This is a genomic window from Streptomyces sp. CA-142005 (assembly GCF_050942335.1).
GTDB lineage: Bacteria > Actinomycetota > Actinomycetes > Streptomycetales > Streptomycetaceae > Streptomyces.
Map to the genome: position 1 here is coordinate 3304737 of NZ_CP192078.1, position 15725 is coordinate 3320461.

The following is a 15725-nucleotide window of genomic DNA, read 5'->3' on the forward strand; positions in this document are numbered from 1 at the left end:
GCGCGCCCGGGTCCCCCGCCGGGCTCACCCTCCGTTGCCGTAGAACAGCTCCTCGACCACGGTGCGCGCCCTGCGGGTGGTACGGCGGTACGCGTCCAGCATGTCCCCGGCGTGCCCGGCGCCGTAGCCCAGGTAGCGGCCCACGGCGGACAGCTCGCGCGGCTCGGTGGGGAAGGTGTCCCCGGCCCGGCCGCGCACCAGCATCACCGCGTTGCGCACCCGCGTCGCCAGCACCCAGGCCTCGTCCAGGATCTCCGCCTCCTCGGCGGACAGCAGCCCGGCCTCGCGCGCGGCGGCCAGCGCCTGGCGGGTGCGGGTGGTGCGCAGACCGGGCTGCTCCCAGCCGTGCCGCAGCTGGAACAGCTGGACGGTCCACTCGACGTCGGACAGCCCGCCCGGACCGAGCTTGGTGTGCAGCTTCGGGTCGGCGCCGCGCGGCAGGCGCTCGGACTCCATACGGGCCTTCAGCCGGCGGATCTCACGGACGGCGTCCTCGTCGAGACCGCGCCGCGGATAGCGCAGGGGGTCGATCAGCTCGGTGAAGCGGCGGCCCAGGTCCTCGTCCCCGGCGACCGGCTCGGCCCGCAGCAGCGCCTGCGACTCCCAGACCAGGGACCAGCGGCGGTAGTACGCCTCGTACGACTTCAGGGTGCGCACCATCGGGCCCGACTTGCCCTCCGGGCGCAGGTCGGCGTCGATGAGCAGCGGCGGGTCGGCGCTGGGCAGCTGGAGCAGGCGGCGCATCTCGGCGACGACCTTGTTCGCGGCGGCGGCCGCCTCGTGCTCGTCCACGCCGTCCTGCGGCTCGTGCACGAAGACGACGTCCGCGTCGGAGCCGTAGCCCAGCTCGTGGCCGCCGAAACGGCCCATCCCTATGATCGCGAACCGGGTGGGCAGCGTGTCGCCCCAGCCGTCCCGGACCACCGCGCGCAGGGTGCCGGCGAGGGTGGCGGCGGTGAGGTCGGAGACCGCCGCGCCGACCCGGTCCACGAGGGCGCCCTGGTCGGCCTCGGCGGGGCTGGTCTCGGTGCCGTAGGAGCCTACGATGTCGGCGGCGGCGGTGCGGAACAGCTCGCGGCGGCGCACGCCGCGGGCCGCGGTGACGCCCTGCTCGGCGTTCTCCGCACGGCCCACGGCGGCCAGGATCTCCTGCTCCAGGTGGGCGCGCACGCGCGGGTCGAGGCCGCCGCCGTCGCCGTCGCCCAGCAGGGCCACCGCCTCGGGGGCGCGCATGAGGAGGTCGGGGGCGAGGCGGCCCGCCGACAGCACGCGGGCCAGGTTCTCGGCCGCCGCGCCCTCGTCGCGCAGGAGGCGCAGGTACCAGGGGGTCTTGCCGAGCGCGTCGGAGACCTTGCGGAAGTTCAGCAGGCCCGCGTCCGGGTCCGCGGAGTCGGCGAACCAGCCGAGGAGGACGGGGAGCAGGGTGCGCTGGATGGCCGCCTTGCGGGTCACGCCGGACGCGAGTGCTTCGAGGTGGCGCAGGGCGGCTGCCGGGTCGGCGTAGCCGAGGGCGACGAGGCGCTCGCGGGCCGCCTCGGGGCTCAGGCGGGCCTCGCCGGGTGCGAGTTGGGCGACCGCGTCGAGCAGCGGGCGGTAGAACAGCTTCTCGTGCAGCCGCCGTACGACGCCGGTGTGCCGCTTCCACTCCCGGATCAGCTCGGTCACCGGGTCGGTGCGCAGGCCGAGGGAGCGGCCGAGGCGCCGCTGGTCCTCCTCGGCGACCGGGACGAGGTGGGTGCGGCGCAGGCGGTAGAGCTGGATGCGGTGCTCCATCGAGCGCAGGAAGCGGTACGCCTCGTCCAGGCGGGCGGCGTCCTCGCGGCCGACATAGCCTCCGGCGGCCAGGGCCTGGAGGGCGTCCAGGGTGGTGCCGCTGCGCAGGGCGAGGTCGGTGCGGCCGTGCACCAACTGCAGGAGCTGGACGGCGAATTCGACGTCGCGCAGACCGCCGGGTCCGAGCTTGAGCTCGCGCTCGATCTCGGACGCGGGGATGTTCTCGACCACGCGCCGGCGCATCTTCTGGACGTCCGCCACGAAGTTCTCGCGCTCGGCCGCCTTCCAGACCAGGGGTTCCAGGGCGTCGACGTACGCCTGGCCGAGGTCGGCGTCGCCCGCCACCGGGCGGGCCTTGAGCAGGGCCTGGAACTCCCAGGTCTTGGCCCAGCGTTGGTAGTAGGCGACGTGGGAGGAGAGGGTGCGGACCAGGGGGCCGTTGCGGCCCTCGGGGCGGAGGTTGGCGTCCACCGGCCAGATGGAGCCCTCCACGGTGGTCTCCGAGCAGATCCGCATGAGGTGCGAGGCGAGGCGGGTGGCCGCGGTGAGGGCCTTGGCCTCGGTGGTGCCGTCGGCCGCCTCGGCCACGAAGATCACATCCACGTCGGAGACGTAGTTCAGTTCGTGGCCGCCGCACTTGCCCATCGCGATCACCGCGAGGCGGCAGGCGGCGGCGTCCCCGGGGGCGTGGGCCTGCGCGATGGCCAGGGCGGCGCGGAGGGTGGCCGTGGCGAGGTCGGCGAGTTCGGCGGCCGTCTCGGCGACGTCCGTGGTGCCGCAGACGTCGCGGGCGGCGATGGAGAGCAGACAGCGGCGGTAGGCGACGCGGAGGGAGACGGGGTCCGCGGCCCCGGCCAGGCCGCGCTCGAACTCCTCGACGCCCGGGTGCAGGTCCCGGGGCTCGTAGGTGACCAGGGCGTGCCAGTCGCTCGGGTGGCGGGCCAGGTGGTCGGCGAGGGCGGCGGAGGCACCGAGGACGCCGAGGAGGCGGTCGCGCAGCGGCTTGGCCGCGATGAGGGTGTCCAGCAGTTCGCGGTGGGCCGTCTGGCCGTCCTGCGCCTCCAGGAGGCGGACCAGGCCGTGCAGGGCGAGGTCGGGGTCGGCGGTGGCGCCCAGCGCTTCCAGGAGGACGGGGTCGTTGCGGACGGGGGCGAGTTCCGGACCGTCCAGGAGGCGCTCCGCGGCGGAGGGGTCGGTGAAGCCGTGCCGGAGCAGCCGGCTGAAGGTACTGCTTCTGCGCCCCGGCGTCATCTCCGTGGCCTCCCCTGCGTACGTCTCGGCTCGGCATCGTCCTGGCCAGAGCCTAACCGGAGGGGGGCGGGGGGGCTTCGCCGAGCGGGTGTGGGTCCTGCGGGGGCTGGGTCGCATGCGGGTGGGGGCCCGTGCTGGGCCGGTGTGGGGTGCCGGTGTGGGAGTCGCCTGCGGATGCGTGGTCCGGCGTGGTTCCTACGATGCGTGGCCCCCTGCGGATGCGTGTCCCGTGTCTGCGGCGGGCGGACACCGCCCGGCACGTCCCCGTCCCGCCGGGCGTGGCTGCGGGTAGTAGTTCATCCGCTCTTCACTCTCCCGGTTGGGTGCCGTGCGGCGGGGGAATGTTGGCGTGTGCATGCTCTGTCCGCACCGCCAACCCCGTCCCGCCCCCAACCGGAGGTTGATGTGTCCGGCAGTTCCGTGTCCCGCCGTGCCCGTACCGTCGTGGCGTCCGCAGCGGCCCTCGCCGCGGCCGCGTTCGGGCTGTGGACCGGGATCGGCGAGGAGTCCGCGCACGCCGCGGGCGCCGTGCCGAGCCCGGACCACGTGGTCGTCGTGGTCTTCGAGAACCACGCGTACAGCCAGGTCATCGGCTCCTCCAGCGCCCCGTACATCAACTCGCTGAAGTCGGGAGGTGCCAACCTCACGCAGTCCTACGCCGAGACCCACCCGAGCCAGCCGAACTACTACGCCATGTTCTCCGGCTCGACGCAGGGAATCACGGACGACAGCTGCGTCACGCCGGGGTTCTCCTCCGCCCCCAACCTGGCGTCCGAGCTGATCGCCGCCGGCCGCACCTGGGCCAGCTACAACGAGACCCTGCCGAGCCAGGGCTCGACCGTGTGCACCAGCGGCAAGTACGCCCAGAAGCACAACCCGTGGTTCGGTTTCAGCAACGTGCCGACGTCCAGCGCCAAGACGTTCGCCCAGTTCCCCACCGACTACACCCAGCTCCCCCAGCTGTCGTACGTGGTCCCCAACCTGTGCAGCGACATGCACGACTGCTCGGTGTCCACCGGTGACACCTGGCTGAAGAACAACCTGGGTGCCTACGCGACCTGGGCCAAGGCCCACAACAGCCTGCTCGTCGTCACGTTCGACGAGGACAACCGGCTCAGCGGCAACCGGATCCCGACCGTGCTGTACGGGCAGCCGGTGGCGGCCGGGTCGTCCAGCTCGACCACGTACAACCACTACGACCTGCTGCGCACCCTGGAGGACAGCCAGGGGCTGACCTCGCACGCGGGCAACGCGGCCTCCGCCAAGGACATCACCGGCATCTGGGCGTCCTGACGTGTACGTAGCGGACAGCCGCGCGAGTACGCCGGCGTCCGCGGACGGTGCCGTCCGGCCACTGGCCGGGCGGCGCCGTGCCGCGATCGCCCCGACCGTGCTCGCGCTCGGAACGGTCAGTCTGGTGACGGACGTGTCGTCCGAGATGGTCACGGCCGTGCTGCCGTTGTACCTGGTCAGCGGGCTGGGCCTGTCCCCGCTGGGCTTCGGCCTGCTCGACGGCGTCTACAACGGGTTCTCGGCGGTCGTACGGCTCGTGGGCGGACACCTCGCGGACCGTGGTGGCGGGCGGCACAAGTGGGTCGCAGGGTTCGGGTACGCGGTCTCGGCCGTGTGCAAGCCGCTGCTGCTGGTCGCGCACTCGCTCACCCCGATCGGGCTCGTCCTGGCCGCCGACCGCACGGGGAAGGGGCTGCGGACCGCGCCCCGGGACGCCCTCATCTCGCTGTCCAGCACGGCGGAGACCCGGGGGCGGGCCTTCGGTGTGCACCGCGCCATGGACACGGCGGGTGCGCTGCTCGGCCCGCTGGTGGCCTTCCTGATCCTGCGGGCGACCGTCGACGGATACGACGCCGTGTTCACCGTCAGCTTCTGTGTCGCGGCGCTGGGTGTGCTGGTCCTGGTGCTGTTCGTGCCGGGCGGGCGCGGTGGCGCCGTCGGGGACGAGCGGCCCACCCTGCGGGGCGCGGTGGGGCTGTTGCGGCGGCGCGGGCTGCGGCGGATCGCGGTGTGCGCGCTGCTGCTGGGCCTGGCCACGGTCAGCGACTCGTTCGTGTATCTGCTGCTGCAGCGCCGGCTCGGCGTCCCGGACCGGTGGTTCGCCTTGCTGCCGCTCGGTACGGCCGCCTCCTTCCTGCTGCTGGCGGTGCCGCTCGGGCGGCTCGCGGACCGGGTGGGCCGGTGGGCGGTGTTCGTCGCCGGGCACGGTGCCCTGCTGGTCGCGTACGCCTTGCTGCTCACGGCGTGGCACGGCTCGGCCCTGCCGTACGTCGTCCTCGCCCTGCACGGCGCCTTCTACGCGGCCACCGACGGCGTGCTGATGGCGGCGGCCTCGGACGGGGTGCCGGAGGCGCTGCGCTCGTCCGGGCTGGCCCTCGTGCAGACCGGGCAGGCGCTGGCCCGGTTCGCCTGCTCGCTGCTGTTCGGCGCGGCCTGGACGGTGTGGGGCGACCGGACGGCGCTGGCGGGCGCGGCGGTGGCGCTGGCCGCGTGTGCCGCCTTCTCCCTCACCCTGCGCCCGAAGGGGACGGTGCCCGCATGACCGTACGCAACCGCATCCTGATCCTGGTCGCCGCCGTCGCCGTGCTCGCGGCGGTGGGGCTGGCGTCCGTGCTGCACGCCTCGGCCCGGGCCGACCGCCGTGGCCAGGCGCAGGCGGGCGGTCCGCGGGTCACGGCGGGGGCGGTGACGCTGACCGGGCGCGGGGTGCTGGAGTTCCGGAACATGGCCTGGGGGCCGCACCGGGACGAGATCGTCAGCGTCCCGGCGTCCGACCCGTCGGGTCCGCGTACCGCCTCCGGCGTCAAGTGCCTGCGCTTCTACACCGCTGCCGGAACCGGCGTGTGTCTGCAGGCGGTGCACGGCCCGGTCTCGGACACCTATCGCGCGCTGATCCTGGACGCCCGCCTGCGCACCGTCCACCGGTACGACGTCCCGGGCATCCCGTCCCGCGCCCGGGTCTCCCCCACGGGTCACTTCGCGGCCTGGACGGCGTTCGTGGGCGGCGACTCCTACGCCGGTACGAACTTCTCCACGCGTGCGGCGATCGTGGACACGAGGAGCGGTGAGCTGATCCCGTCCCTGGAGGCCTTCCGGATCGTCAAGGACGGGCACACCTACCACGCGGCGGACGCCAACTTCTGGGGCGTGACGTTCGCGGCGGACGACCGCACGTTCTACGCCACCTTGGCGACGCAGGGGAAGACCTATCTCGTACGAGGTGATCTGCGCGCCCGCACGGTCACGGCTGTGCACACCAACGTCGAGTGTCCGTCCCTCTCGCCCGACGGCACGCGGATCGCCTACAAGAAGCGGGTCGCGGGGCTGCCGAAGGACGCCCCTTGGCATCTGTACGTCCTCGACCTGCGCACCTTGCGGGAGACCCCGCTCGCCGAGTCCCGCAGCGTCGACGACCAGGTGGTGTGGCGCGATGCGCACACCCTGGTCTACGCCCTGCCCGGGGACTACGGCGCGGACCTCTACACGGTTCCCGCGGACGGCTCCGGGGCCCCGCGCCGGATCGCCTCGGCCGCGGTGTCCGCCGCGTACGTCCGCTGACCGTGCGAACGGGTCAGGGCAGCGTCCAGAACCGGACCGTGACGAGATAGAAGACAGCGGCCCAGAAGACCATCGCCACCGCGACCACGGCGAGGCCGCGGACGTTGGTTCTGACCACCGCCTCGCCCGGTGGCGGGCGCAGCCACCGCCCGAGCAGCGGGTTCACGTAGAAGGGCATCGTGAGGAAGCTCATGAGGAAGCTCGACAGCAGGTTCCCCACGAGCAGGCCGATCCAGAGCGGCAGGTGCAGCGGGAACAGCGCGAGCGTCAGCAGCACGACGGTCGGGTACAGGCCGACCCAGACGGCGAGGGAGGTCTTGGTCGCGGAGGGCGGCGGCGGTGCCTCCTTGCCGTCGCCCTCGAACGCGAACCAGCTGCCGAACGAGTTGTCGATCGTGCGCAGTTTGAAGTCGTTGAACTTCTCGCCCGCGGCCAGGATCTTCTGCCGCTGCGGCGACGTGAGCCAGGCGTCGAGGTGCTCGGCGGTGTCGTAGCGGTACAGCGTGGTCCACTCCTCCTGCAGTCCCTCGACGGGGCGGAAGAGCTCGGTCCCGCGGAACCCCTCGAACTTGCTCTCCTCCTCGACCATGTGGTGCTGCCACTCAAGGAAGTCGTCGACGTGGTCCGGGTGGACGCGGTGGGTGACCACCACGGTCACCAGGGGATCCAGTGACCGCGTGCCGCTGCTGACCACCTGCTGGGTCGCCGGGCCGTCGAAGTACTTGGCGCCGACGTCGAGGTACGTCTGCCGGGTCGCGCTGTTGATCCAGGTCTGAAGGTGCGCGACCGAGTCGAAGCGGTACACCACGACCCAGTCGGGTTGCAGGGGGGTCGGCGGCGAGACCTCGGCCCCGAGGAAGCCGGGGTAGTAGGCGGCGGCGGCGTTCAGGTCCTGCTGCCAGGTCTCGTACTCCTTCTCCATGCCGGGCAGGACCTTCTGCCCGATGATCGCCGTGGCCGCGGCGGCGACGTTCTTCGTGGTGTCCATGGTGCTCAACCTGCCGGCACCGACTGCTGTGCGTGGAGCCGGCCGTAGATCCGTTCCGGTGTCAGCGGCAGCGCGCGGTAGCGGACGCCCGTGGCGTCGTGGACCGCGTTCGCCAGCGCGGGGGCCACCGGGTTGATACAGCACTCCGCCATGCCCTTGGAGCGCATGGGCCCCACCGAATCCGCCGAGTCCACGAGGAGAACCTCGGTACGGGGGACGTCGGCGTAAGTGGGCATGCGGTAGTTCCGGAAGTTCGGATTGGTCATCACGCCGTTGTCGTCGACGTGATGGTTCTCGGTCAGCGCGAAGCCGATCCCCTGGGCGACACCGCCCTCCACCTGTCCGCGGACCTGCGCCGGGTTGATGACCACTCCGGCGTCCGCCGCCTGCACGCTGTACAGGATCCGTATCTCGCCCGTCACCCGGTGGACGGCGACCCGGAACCCCTGGGTGTTGGAGGTGACGCTGCGGGGCGAGCCGTACGCCTTGCGGGCGGCGGTGAACCGGATGCCGCGCGCTCGGGCCGACGCGACGAGTTCGGCCAGCGACACCCGGCGGTCCCCGCAGACGACGCCGTCGTCGTCCATGGAGCACAGCACGACGTGCACGCCCGTGTGCGCCGCGGCGAACTCCAGGATGCGGTCGCGCACGGCGCCGGCCGCGCGCAGGACGGCGTTGCCCGCCACGAAGAGGCCCGCGCTCGCGAAGGCGCCGGTGTCGAATCCCGTGCGGTCGGTGTCGGACTGCACGAGTCGGATCCGGGCCGGCGTGGTGCCCAGCTGGCTCGCCGCGATCTGTACATGGGCCGTGGAGGTGCCCTCCCCGAACTCCACCGTTCCTACGGCCACTTCGTAGACGAGGTCGTCGCCGAGCGTGACCCAGGCCTCGCAGAGGTGGTCGGTCGGGGGCGCCGTCTCGTGCAGGGAACTCGCCACACCGGTTCCCACGAGCCACTCGGGTCCGGGCGGCGGCCGGCCGGCCGTACGGGCCAGGGCCTCGCCCACGAGGTCGATGCAGGTGGCGAGCCCGTCCTCCGTGAAGAGCACGTCGTCGGGGCCCTCGTGAAGGGCGAGCAGCGGCTCACCCGGCCGCACGATGTTGCGCCGGCGCAGTTCCAGCGGGTCGAGGTGCAGGGCGCGGGCCAGTTCGTCCATCGCCGACTCCACGGCGAACGCCGGCTGGGTCATCCCGTAACCGCGCAGGGCACCGCTCGGCACCGTGTTCGTGTACACGGAGTACGCGTCGTACCTCTTGTTGGGGCAGCGGTAGATCATGACGGCGGCGCCGCCCGCGTACACCGTCTCGCCACCGTGGTTGCCGTAGGCGCCGGTGTTGGAGACGTTGCGCACCTGGAAGGCCGTCAGTGTGCCGTCGGCCTTCGCTCCGAGCTTGACCGTCAGGGTCATCGGATGCCGCGGCGAGGCCGTGGTGAACTCCTCCTCCCGGGTGTACTCGAGACAGGTGGGCCGCCCGGTGTCCAGGGTGGCGAGCGCGACCAGGTCCTCCGAGATCACCTCTTGCTTGCCGCCGAAGCCTCCGCCGACCCGCTTGCAGAACACCCGTACCTGGTCGGGGCGCAGGCCGAACAAGTGCTCCAGTTTGCCCTTGGCGATGGACGGTGACTGCGAACTGGTGCGGACGTTCAGCCGGCCGTCCTCCATCCAGGCGATCGAGCCGTGGGTCTCCAGGTGCCCGTGCTGCACCCGCGGTGAGAAGTACGTGCCTTCGTGGATCACGTCGGCCGCGGCGAACCCCGCCTCGACATCACCGATGTCCGAGTGGAGTTCGACCAGGATGTTGTGGACGGGATCACGGACGAACGGGTCGTGGGATCCGTGCAGTTGGGGGGCGCCGTCGGCCATCGCCCGCTCGGGGTCGAACACCGCCGGCAGCACCTCGTACGTGACGGCCAGGCGCCGGCAGCCCTCCTCCGCCGCCCCGACGGTGTCGGCCAGGACGGCGGCGACGCGCTGGCCGGCGAAACGGACCGTGTCGTCGAGGATGTACGTGTCGTCCGGGTCCACCAGGTGGTCGGTGTGGATCGCCGTGGTGAAGCGTTTCCGCGGTACGTCCTCCCAGGTGTAGACCCGGTGCACGCCGGGCACGGCCAGTGCGGCGCTCTTGTCGACCGAGAGGATCCGGGCGTGCGCGTGCGGCGAGTGGAGCACCTTGAGGTGCAGCAGGCCGTCGATGTGCGTGTCCATGGTGAACTCGGCGTGACCGGTCACGACGTCCTCGCCCGCGGGGGCGCCGACGCTCGTCCCGACGGCCTTGCCCGGCGCGGCCGTCTCCACCGCGCCGACGCCCCGCACCGCGTCCTCGATCGCCCGGTAGCCGGTGCATCGGCAGAGGTTGCCCTTCAACGCCCGCGGCAGATCCGCCTTCTGCTCCTCGGTGAGGGCCGCCGAGGTCATGATCATCCCGGCGGTGCAGAAACCGCACTGGAACCCCGCGGCGTCGCGGAACTGCCGCTGCATGGGATGCAGGGCGCCGGGCCGTCCCAGGCCCTCGATCGTGGTCACCTCACGGTCGTCCGCGCGGAACGCGGGGGTGATGCAGCTGTGGACGGGGTCGCCGTCCAGCCACACCGTGCAGGCGCCGCAGTCGCCCGCGTCACAGCCCTTCTTGACGCCGAAGTGCCCGAGTTCGCGGAGGAAGGTGCGCAGGCACTGGCCGGGTGCCGGTTCCCGGTCGAACCTGTTGCCGTTCACGAGATAGGTCATGCCAGATCCCCAGCCAGGAGTTCGCGGCGAATCTCTTCGGCGAAGTGCTGTGTCAGATGGCGACGGTGGTCGGGCGTCCCGTTGGGATCGGCGAACCAGACGTCGGCGGGAAGGGCGTCGATGCTCTGCCGCAGAGTCCGGGCGTCGGGCACGGCGTCGAAGGCGATCCGGACGGGCCGCGTGGTACCGGCGGTGACGGTGAGCAACAGATCGGCCTCGACCGGCCGTTGGGTACCGATGAGGAACACCGTCGAACGGCCGAGCCGGGTCAGGGAGAAGCGCCGGTGCGCGGTGCGTCTGCGCAACGCGTGCGCCGGAACGGTGACACGCCGCAGGATCTCCCCCGGAGCGAGAATGTTGCGGTGCTCGCCCGTCACGAAGCCGAGGGCGTCGACGACGCGTACGGAGCCGTCGGGAGCCCACAGTTCGTACTGCGCCTCCAGCGCCACCGTCAGGGTGATCATCGGTCCGGCCGGCAGGGCCATGCAGATGTTGCCGCCGACGGTCGCCGCGTTCCAGACCTTGAACGAGGACAGGAAGGCCTCGCAGCTCGCGCGGAGGAGAATCCCCGCGGTCCAGTCCACGGGGCAGGCGAAGGCGTGCAGATCGCGGATCGTGCAGGTGGCGCTGATCTCGAGTCCGCCGTCGGCCGTCGGGACAAGGGGTTCCCAGCGCAGGGCCGTGAGGTCGATCAGCCGGTGCAGGTCCGGCTGATCGACGGAGTAGAGCCAGGTTCCGCCGGCGAGCCAGGCATCGCCGTCGTGCCAGTCCTCGCCCGGACGATCGGACGGCTGCCGGACTACTTCCGTGATGGTGTTGAGGTCCATGAGAAACGACCTACGCAGAAAAGACCCCCGGGAGGGGGATGTCCCGTGACACCGTGGGAATCGCTGTCCCGCCCATGGACGACCCGCGGGTACATGTGTCTGTGACTGATGTCTGTGACTGCGCTTTCGGCCAGCGTATCCCAGCGTGCCGACGACGGCCCTCGGAGCGAGATGAGCCCGGCGTCCCCGGCGGGTGCCGAACCACCGGTCCGGCCGGCGGGCTGTCGGTCGCGCGTCGGCCCTCGCGGAACCACACTGGTCATCGGGGCCGCCTCGCCGGAAGGGCGTGCCCACGACAAGAGGACGGACCCATGCCCACGGACACGTCTCCCGGACCGCTGCGATTCCTGGTCTTCGGTGCGGCGCTGCGGGCCGATTCGGCCAACGCCCGCCTCGCCTCGCTCGTCGCCCGGCTCATCTCCGACACCGGTGCCACCGTCGACCTCGCCTCCATGCGCGACTTCGACATGCCCTTGTACGACGGCGACATGGAGGCCCGCGAGGGGCTCCCGCCCGGCGCCCTCGCCCTGCGCGACCGACTCGACCGGAGCGACGCCTTCGTCATTTCCTCGCCGGAGTACAACGCCTCCGTGCCGGGAGTACTGAAGAACGCGATCGACTGGGTCTCCCGTGTCCGGCCGCAGCCGTTCAAGACCAAGCACGCGCTGCTCGTGTCCGCCTCGCCGTCCCTGGTCGGCGGCAACCGCGGGCTGTGGGCCCTGAGGATCCCCCTGGAACACCTGGGAACCCGCGTCTACCCGGACATGTTCAGTGTGGCCAACAGCTACCAGGCCTTCACCGAGGACGGAACGCTGGCCGACCCCGGGCTGCAGCGACGTCTCACCGATACCGTGGCGGGTTTCCTCAGCCTCGTCGAGGCGGACGTGCGCTACGTCTGTCTGGAACGCCGGTGGTACGAGTTCCTGGGAGACCGCACCGAGGCAGCCGTCACCCAGCGGGCCGAGGCGTGAGGCGAACGCAGCGGGCCGGGTTCACAGGCGCACGATGACCAGGGCGGTGTCGTCGGTGGCGCCATCGGGTGGGAGCAGGTCGTCGAGCACGGCGTCGGCGAGGGCTTCGGGCTCTTCCGCCCGGTGGCGGGCCAGGGAGTCGGCGAGCCGGGCGAGGCCGGTGTCGATGTCCTCGCGGCGGCGTTCGATCAGGCCGTCGGTGTAGAGCACGAGAACGGCGCCCTCGCCGAAGGCCGTGACGGCCTGGACCCGGGGGGCGTGCTGAGGGCGGGCGGCCAGTGGCGGGTCGGTGGCCTGGTCCAGGAACTGGACGGTCCCGTCCCTCTGCAGGAGCCCGGGCGGGGGGTGGCCGGCGCTGCTGTAGGTGATGGTGCGGGTCTCCCAGTCGACGAATGCCGTGGCCACGGTGGTGTTCTCGGCGCCGTCGATGGTGCGGGCGTACAGCCCGAGGATTTCCAGGGCGCGGGCGGGGCCTTCGGCGACGAGGGAGGCGGCGGTGAGGGCGCTGCGCAGTTGTCCCATGACGCCGGCGGCGTACAGGCCGTGGCCGACGACGTCACCGACGGCGACGACGATGCGATCGCCGGGCAGATCGGCCAGGTCGTACCAGTCGCCGGCCACGTTCAGCGCTTCGGCGGCGGGCCGGTAGCGTACGGCCGCTGGATGCCGGCCGACCGGCCGGGGAGCGGGCAGCATGGCTTCCTGCAAGGTCAGCGCGACTTCCCGGGCGCGGATGAGCTCCGTGACGTCCTCCACCCGGTGCAGCAGCAGCGTCACCCGCCCATCAGGTCCGAGTACGGGAATGTTGGTCAGGTTGTAATACCGCTCGTGCGCCACCCCGGGCTGGTCGGGGTCCTCCATGTCGATGCGCTGGAGCGCTACGGTGCTGCGCTCACCGGTTGCCGCCGTCCGGCGCAGTGACGCCAGGATTCTGAGCAGGAGAGGCTCGGCGGGGTCCTTGTCGGGGCGGTCCTCGGGCAGGAAGCGACCGACCAATTCCTCGCGGGGCAGGCCCCTGAGGGTCAGGAACTCGGGGTTGGCGTCCACGAAGACCAGCTGCGGGGTCACCAGCGCCACCGCTCCGGGAGTGGCCTGGAACACGGCCGCGTAGTCGACCGCCGGTACCTTCATGACTTTCCTGCCTTGCCACCGCGGCTGCGTCTCTTTTCACGATACGAGCGGGGAGTCACAGCCGGCCCCACGAGCCCTCGGCAGACGCGCCGGGGCCGAGGGTCCGAGACCGCCGGCCCCAGGGGATCGTTTCGCCGGTAACCCGCCCTGACCTGCGCCTACAGCACCGGCAGGTTCTTCCGCAGCTCGAAGGCCGTGACCTCGCTGCGGTACTCCTCCCACTCCTGCCGCCTGTTGCGCAGGAAGTGACGTCGGCCCGAACCGACCCCATGCCATGAACATGAGCACAGCGCTGACCTGTGCTCGCGGGGTGGTCATTGGTGTTGATGGTCGCCGTGGGCCACCCTTCGACGGCCCACAGACGACCCAGCCCTCACATCGCGGCGAGGGTGTCCGCGCAGGTTGCCGGGCACTGGTCCAGCCGCAGAAGTCCGAGGGTACGAGACGGAATGCCTGAGCGTATCGACCGCTTCATTATCACTCTTTACGGCGCCGTTAAGGCCGGACTGACCGGGGGCTCAGGAAGAGGCGAGGAACCCGGTGGCCCACCTGCGCCCAAGCAGCGCGACTGTCCGCGCCCGATCAGGTTCGTTCGCAGCCGGACGCCTCGGTTGGCTCCCCGATTGGCTCCCGGCAGCGCGGGCACGTGTTGCCTTGCTGAGCCTGGGCCCATGGCTCCGGAGGGCAGGCGCCAGGAGCACGGACATAGGCCTCTGAACTGGGCGAACGTCCAAGGCGCTCCCGCCGCACACGTCCCTCACTCGCTGCTCTCTCGGAGGTCGGGTCCGCACAGTGAGCGCTACGGCGGTCTAGCGCCTGCAGGTGGCGCCTTGCCGGCGGACGGGCCTGGCTCGCGCTGAGCGACCGGGCGCTTAGAAGGCGCCTGGCGAAACAAGCGGCGCACACCCGTCGACCTGCTTCTCTTCCCGCGCATGGAGCCTCGTCGACCGGCCTTCGACACGCATTCGACAGGCTCTAGCAGGGTGCGTCCTGAGAAGGCGGCATGCGGACACGGAACCCCATACTCCGCCCTCCTCCCTGCAACGTGCATACTGCCAGCACCCCCCACCTCGTGCGTCGCGACGCCCTTTCTGGAGGGATACGTTCATCCATGGGATTCTTTGTTCCCGTGTGCCTGCTGCTCTGGTGCTGGCTCTGGTACGGCCTGTTGCCGCTGCGATGGCAGAACTCCAGCCTTGCCGGCCCCGATGCCGCGTTGCAGCGCGCGTGCAGGGCTGCCGCCCGGGGGCACTGGGAGCTGGCCGCCAGTCTCTTCGCGGACGCAGGTCAGGACTGGGAGCGCCGCTCCCTGTACAGCAATCGGTTGGGATACCTCGCTGCCTGGAAAAGCGACCGTTGGCTGAAGGCATGGCAGGAGGCCCGTCCCGGAGACCCGGACGCCGCGCTTGTGGTGGCGCACACCAGAGTCCAGTACGCGTGGAAGCTGCGAGGTGCGGCGCTTGCCCGACATACGTCGCAGTGCCAATTCGACGGATTTCACCGGGAACTGCTGGCCTCGCAGGACGAGGTCGAACGGGCCTCGGCGCTCTGCCCTGACGATCCCAGCCCCCTCGTCGCGGAAATCTGGAGAGCGCTGGGACTGGGCTACTCCAACGAGCAGATGAACAGGCTGTGGTCCGAGATCACGTCAAGGGCGCCGTATCACTGCGAGGCGCATTACAGCGCCCTCCAGTACTGGACCGCGAAATGGCGCGGCTCGAAAAAGCTCGCACAAGAGTTCGCCGAGAAGGCGGCGGCCGGTGCGCCGCCGGGCAGCCTGCTGACCGTGCTGCCTCTGATCGCCTGGTTCGAGAGCCATGCGTTGGAGCTCGGCGATCCCGGATTTCGCAGCCCGCGAGTACGTGCGCTGGTCGACACGGCGCTCGCCGACGTGGCGCTGGCTGATCCGAACCATCCGAGGCTCCCGGAAGTACGGCACCTGCTGGGGTACTTCCTGTACCGGCAGGGCCGCTACAGGGCGGCCAGGGAGCAGTTCCGTCAGGTCGACGGTTTCACGGACGCACTTCCGTGGCAGTATGTCGGCCGCCTGAAACCGCTCTACTACCGAGCAGTCCGAACGAAGACGGCCCGCAAGGCGCTCTTTGAGTCCAGGCTTAGTGATCACCAAGCCGGAAGCGCCCACCCTCTCCAGGGCCAGTGACGGTTGATCGGAATCTCGTAGACGATCTCGCAATGAGCGGCGGGCACCACGATATCCGCCGTCTCCACGGGCCGGCCCTGGTCGCTGTAGTACGTCCGCCGGATGTGCGTGACGAGGGCGGCCTTCTGGATGCCCAGGAGCGATGCTTCCTCGGCGGTCGCCTGCCTCGGCTCGGGTCGCTCCACGGCGTGGCTGACGGAGACGCCGATCGCCGCCATGCGGTTCACGACGCCCGCCCCTGCGTGCGGCCCTCCCTCGGGGAGGACGACGAGAGTGCCGCCGGTGAGGTCGTACGGCTCCCAGCTTCCCTGCTGTATCGCAGTTGTGTCT

Annotated in this window: 10 protein-coding genes and 2 pseudogenes; 5 read left to right on the forward strand and 7 right to left on the reverse strand. The window is 71.3% G+C overall.

Translation table 11 applies throughout. The annotated features are described in order from the left end of the window. Positions 1-24: 24 nt before the first annotated feature. Positions 25-3024, reverse strand: coding sequence for a bifunctional [glutamine synthetase] adenylyltransferase/[glutamine synthetase]-adenylyl-L-tyrosine phosphorylase (locus ACQPXS_RS15675; RefSeq protein ID WP_433449840.1), 3000 nt, complete (start codon positions 3022-3024; stop codon positions 25-27). Between the two features lie 405 nt (positions 3025-3429). Between ACQPXS_RS15675 and ACQPXS_RS15680 the strand changes: the two genes are divergently transcribed. From ACQPXS_RS15680 to ACQPXS_RS15690, 3 genes are read left to right on the forward strand one after another with little or no spacing between them, the layout of a single operon-like run. Further along, positions 3430-4317 (forward strand): alkaline phosphatase family protein, encoded by an 888-nt coding sequence (locus ACQPXS_RS15680; RefSeq protein ID WP_433449842.1) that lies wholly within the window; start codon positions 3430-3432, stop codon positions 4315-4317. Position 4318: 1 nt separating this feature from the next. Further along, complete coding sequence (locus tag ACQPXS_RS15685) at positions 4319-5578, forward strand: MFS transporter (RefSeq protein ID WP_433449844.1); 1260 nt, start codon at positions 4319-4321, stop codon at positions 5576-5578. After that, positions 5575-6594 carry a TolB family protein gene (locus ACQPXS_RS15690; RefSeq protein ID WP_433449845.1) on the forward strand — a complete coding sequence of 340 codons (1020 nt, stop codon included), beginning with the start codon at positions 5575-5577 and terminating at the stop codon, positions 6592-6594. Before ACQPXS_RS15685 ends, ACQPXS_RS15690 begins: the two co-directional genes overlap by 4 nt. A gap of 13 nt (positions 6595-6607) precedes the next feature. Here ACQPXS_RS15690 and ACQPXS_RS15695 read toward each other — a convergent pair whose 3' ends face one another. Genes ACQPXS_RS15695 through ACQPXS_RS15705 form a run of 3 tightly spaced genes read right to left on the reverse strand, consistent with a single transcriptional unit; the run spans position 6608 to position 11132 of the window. After that, positions 6608-7582 (reverse strand): antibiotic biosynthesis monooxygenase, encoded by a 975-nt coding sequence (locus tag ACQPXS_RS15695; protein WP_433449848.1) that lies wholly within the window; start codon positions 7580-7582, stop codon positions 6608-6610. A 5-nt stretch (positions 7583-7587) separates the two neighbouring features. Further along, the gene (locus ACQPXS_RS15700) at positions 7588-10305 is read right to left on the reverse strand and encodes a molybdopterin-dependent oxidoreductase (protein WP_433449850.1); all 2718 of its coding nucleotides are present in this window, start codon (positions 10303-10305) and stop codon (positions 7588-7590) included. Further along, positions 10302-11132: an FAD binding domain-containing protein gene (locus tag ACQPXS_RS15705; RefSeq protein WP_433449852.1), complete on the reverse strand. Its 831-nt coding sequence runs from the start codon at positions 11130-11132 to the stop codon at positions 10302-10304. Before ACQPXS_RS15705 ends, ACQPXS_RS15700 begins: the two co-directional genes overlap by 4 nt. A gap of 311 nt (positions 11133-11443) precedes the next feature. On the opposite strand from ACQPXS_RS15705, the gene ACQPXS_RS15710 reads away from it, so the two are divergent. Then, on the forward strand, positions 11444-12103 hold the full coding sequence (locus ACQPXS_RS15710) for an NADPH-dependent FMN reductase (RefSeq protein ID WP_433449854.1): 660 nt from the start codon (positions 11444-11446) through the stop codon (positions 12101-12103). Positions 12104-12124: 21 nt separating this feature from the next. On the opposite strand, the gene ACQPXS_RS15715 is transcribed toward ACQPXS_RS15710, so the two are convergent. Beyond that, positions 12125-13234 carry a PP2C family protein-serine/threonine phosphatase gene (locus tag ACQPXS_RS15715; protein WP_433449855.1) on the reverse strand — a complete coding sequence of 370 codons (1110 nt, stop codon included), beginning with the start codon at positions 13232-13234 and terminating at the stop codon, positions 12125-12127. A 158-nt stretch (positions 13235-13392) separates the two neighbouring features. Next, a pseudogene (locus tag ACQPXS_RS15720) lies at positions 13393-13479 on the reverse strand (glutamine synthetase); the annotation flags it as partial. An 866-nt stretch (positions 13480-14345) separates the two neighbouring features. Here ACQPXS_RS15720 and ACQPXS_RS15725 point away from each other — a divergent pair. Beyond that, positions 14346-15395, forward strand: coding sequence for a hypothetical protein (locus ACQPXS_RS15725; RefSeq protein WP_433449857.1), 1050 nt, complete (start codon positions 14346-14348; stop codon positions 15393-15395). Here the strand turns inward: ACQPXS_RS15725 and ACQPXS_RS15730 are convergent. Further along, positions 15356-15700 (reverse strand): annotated as a pseudogene (locus ACQPXS_RS15730) (UTRA domain-containing protein); the annotation flags it as partial. The gene ACQPXS_RS15725 and the pseudogene ACQPXS_RS15730 overlap by 40 nt on opposite strands. Positions 15701-15725: the final 25 nt, after the last annotated feature.

Bases quoted from the DNA above. Each gene is read 5' to 3' on its own strand.
- ACQPXS_RS15700 (WP_433449850.1), bottom strand. From the start codon at position 10,305: ATGACCTATCTCGTGAACGGCAACAGGTTCGACCGGGAACCGGCACCC.
- ACQPXS_RS15710 (WP_433449854.1), top strand. From the start codon at position 11,444: ATGCCCACGGACACGTCTCCCGGACCGCTGCGATTCCTGGTCTTCGGT.
- ACQPXS_RS15690 (WP_433449845.1), top strand. From the start codon at position 5,575: ATGACCGTACGCAACCGCATCCTGATCCTGGTCGCCGCCGTCGCCGTG.
- ACQPXS_RS15715 (WP_433449855.1), bottom strand. From the start codon at position 13,234: ATGAAGGTACCGGCGGTCGACTACGCGGCCGTGTTCCAGGCCACTCCC.
- ACQPXS_RS15705 (WP_433449852.1), bottom strand. From the start codon at position 11,132: ATGGACCTCAACACCATCACGGAAGTAGTCCGGCAGCCGTCCGATCGT.
- ACQPXS_RS15695 (WP_433449848.1), bottom strand. From the start codon at position 7,582: ATGGACACCACGAAGAACGTCGCCGCCGCGGCCACGGCGATCATCGGG.
- ACQPXS_RS15725 (WP_433449857.1), top strand. From the start codon at position 14,346: ATGGGATTCTTTGTTCCCGTGTGCCTGCTGCTCTGGTGCTGGCTCTGG.
- ACQPXS_RS15675 (WP_433449840.1), bottom strand. From the start codon at position 3,024: ATGACGCCGGGGCGCAGAAGCAGTACCTTCAGCCGGCTGCTCCGGCAC.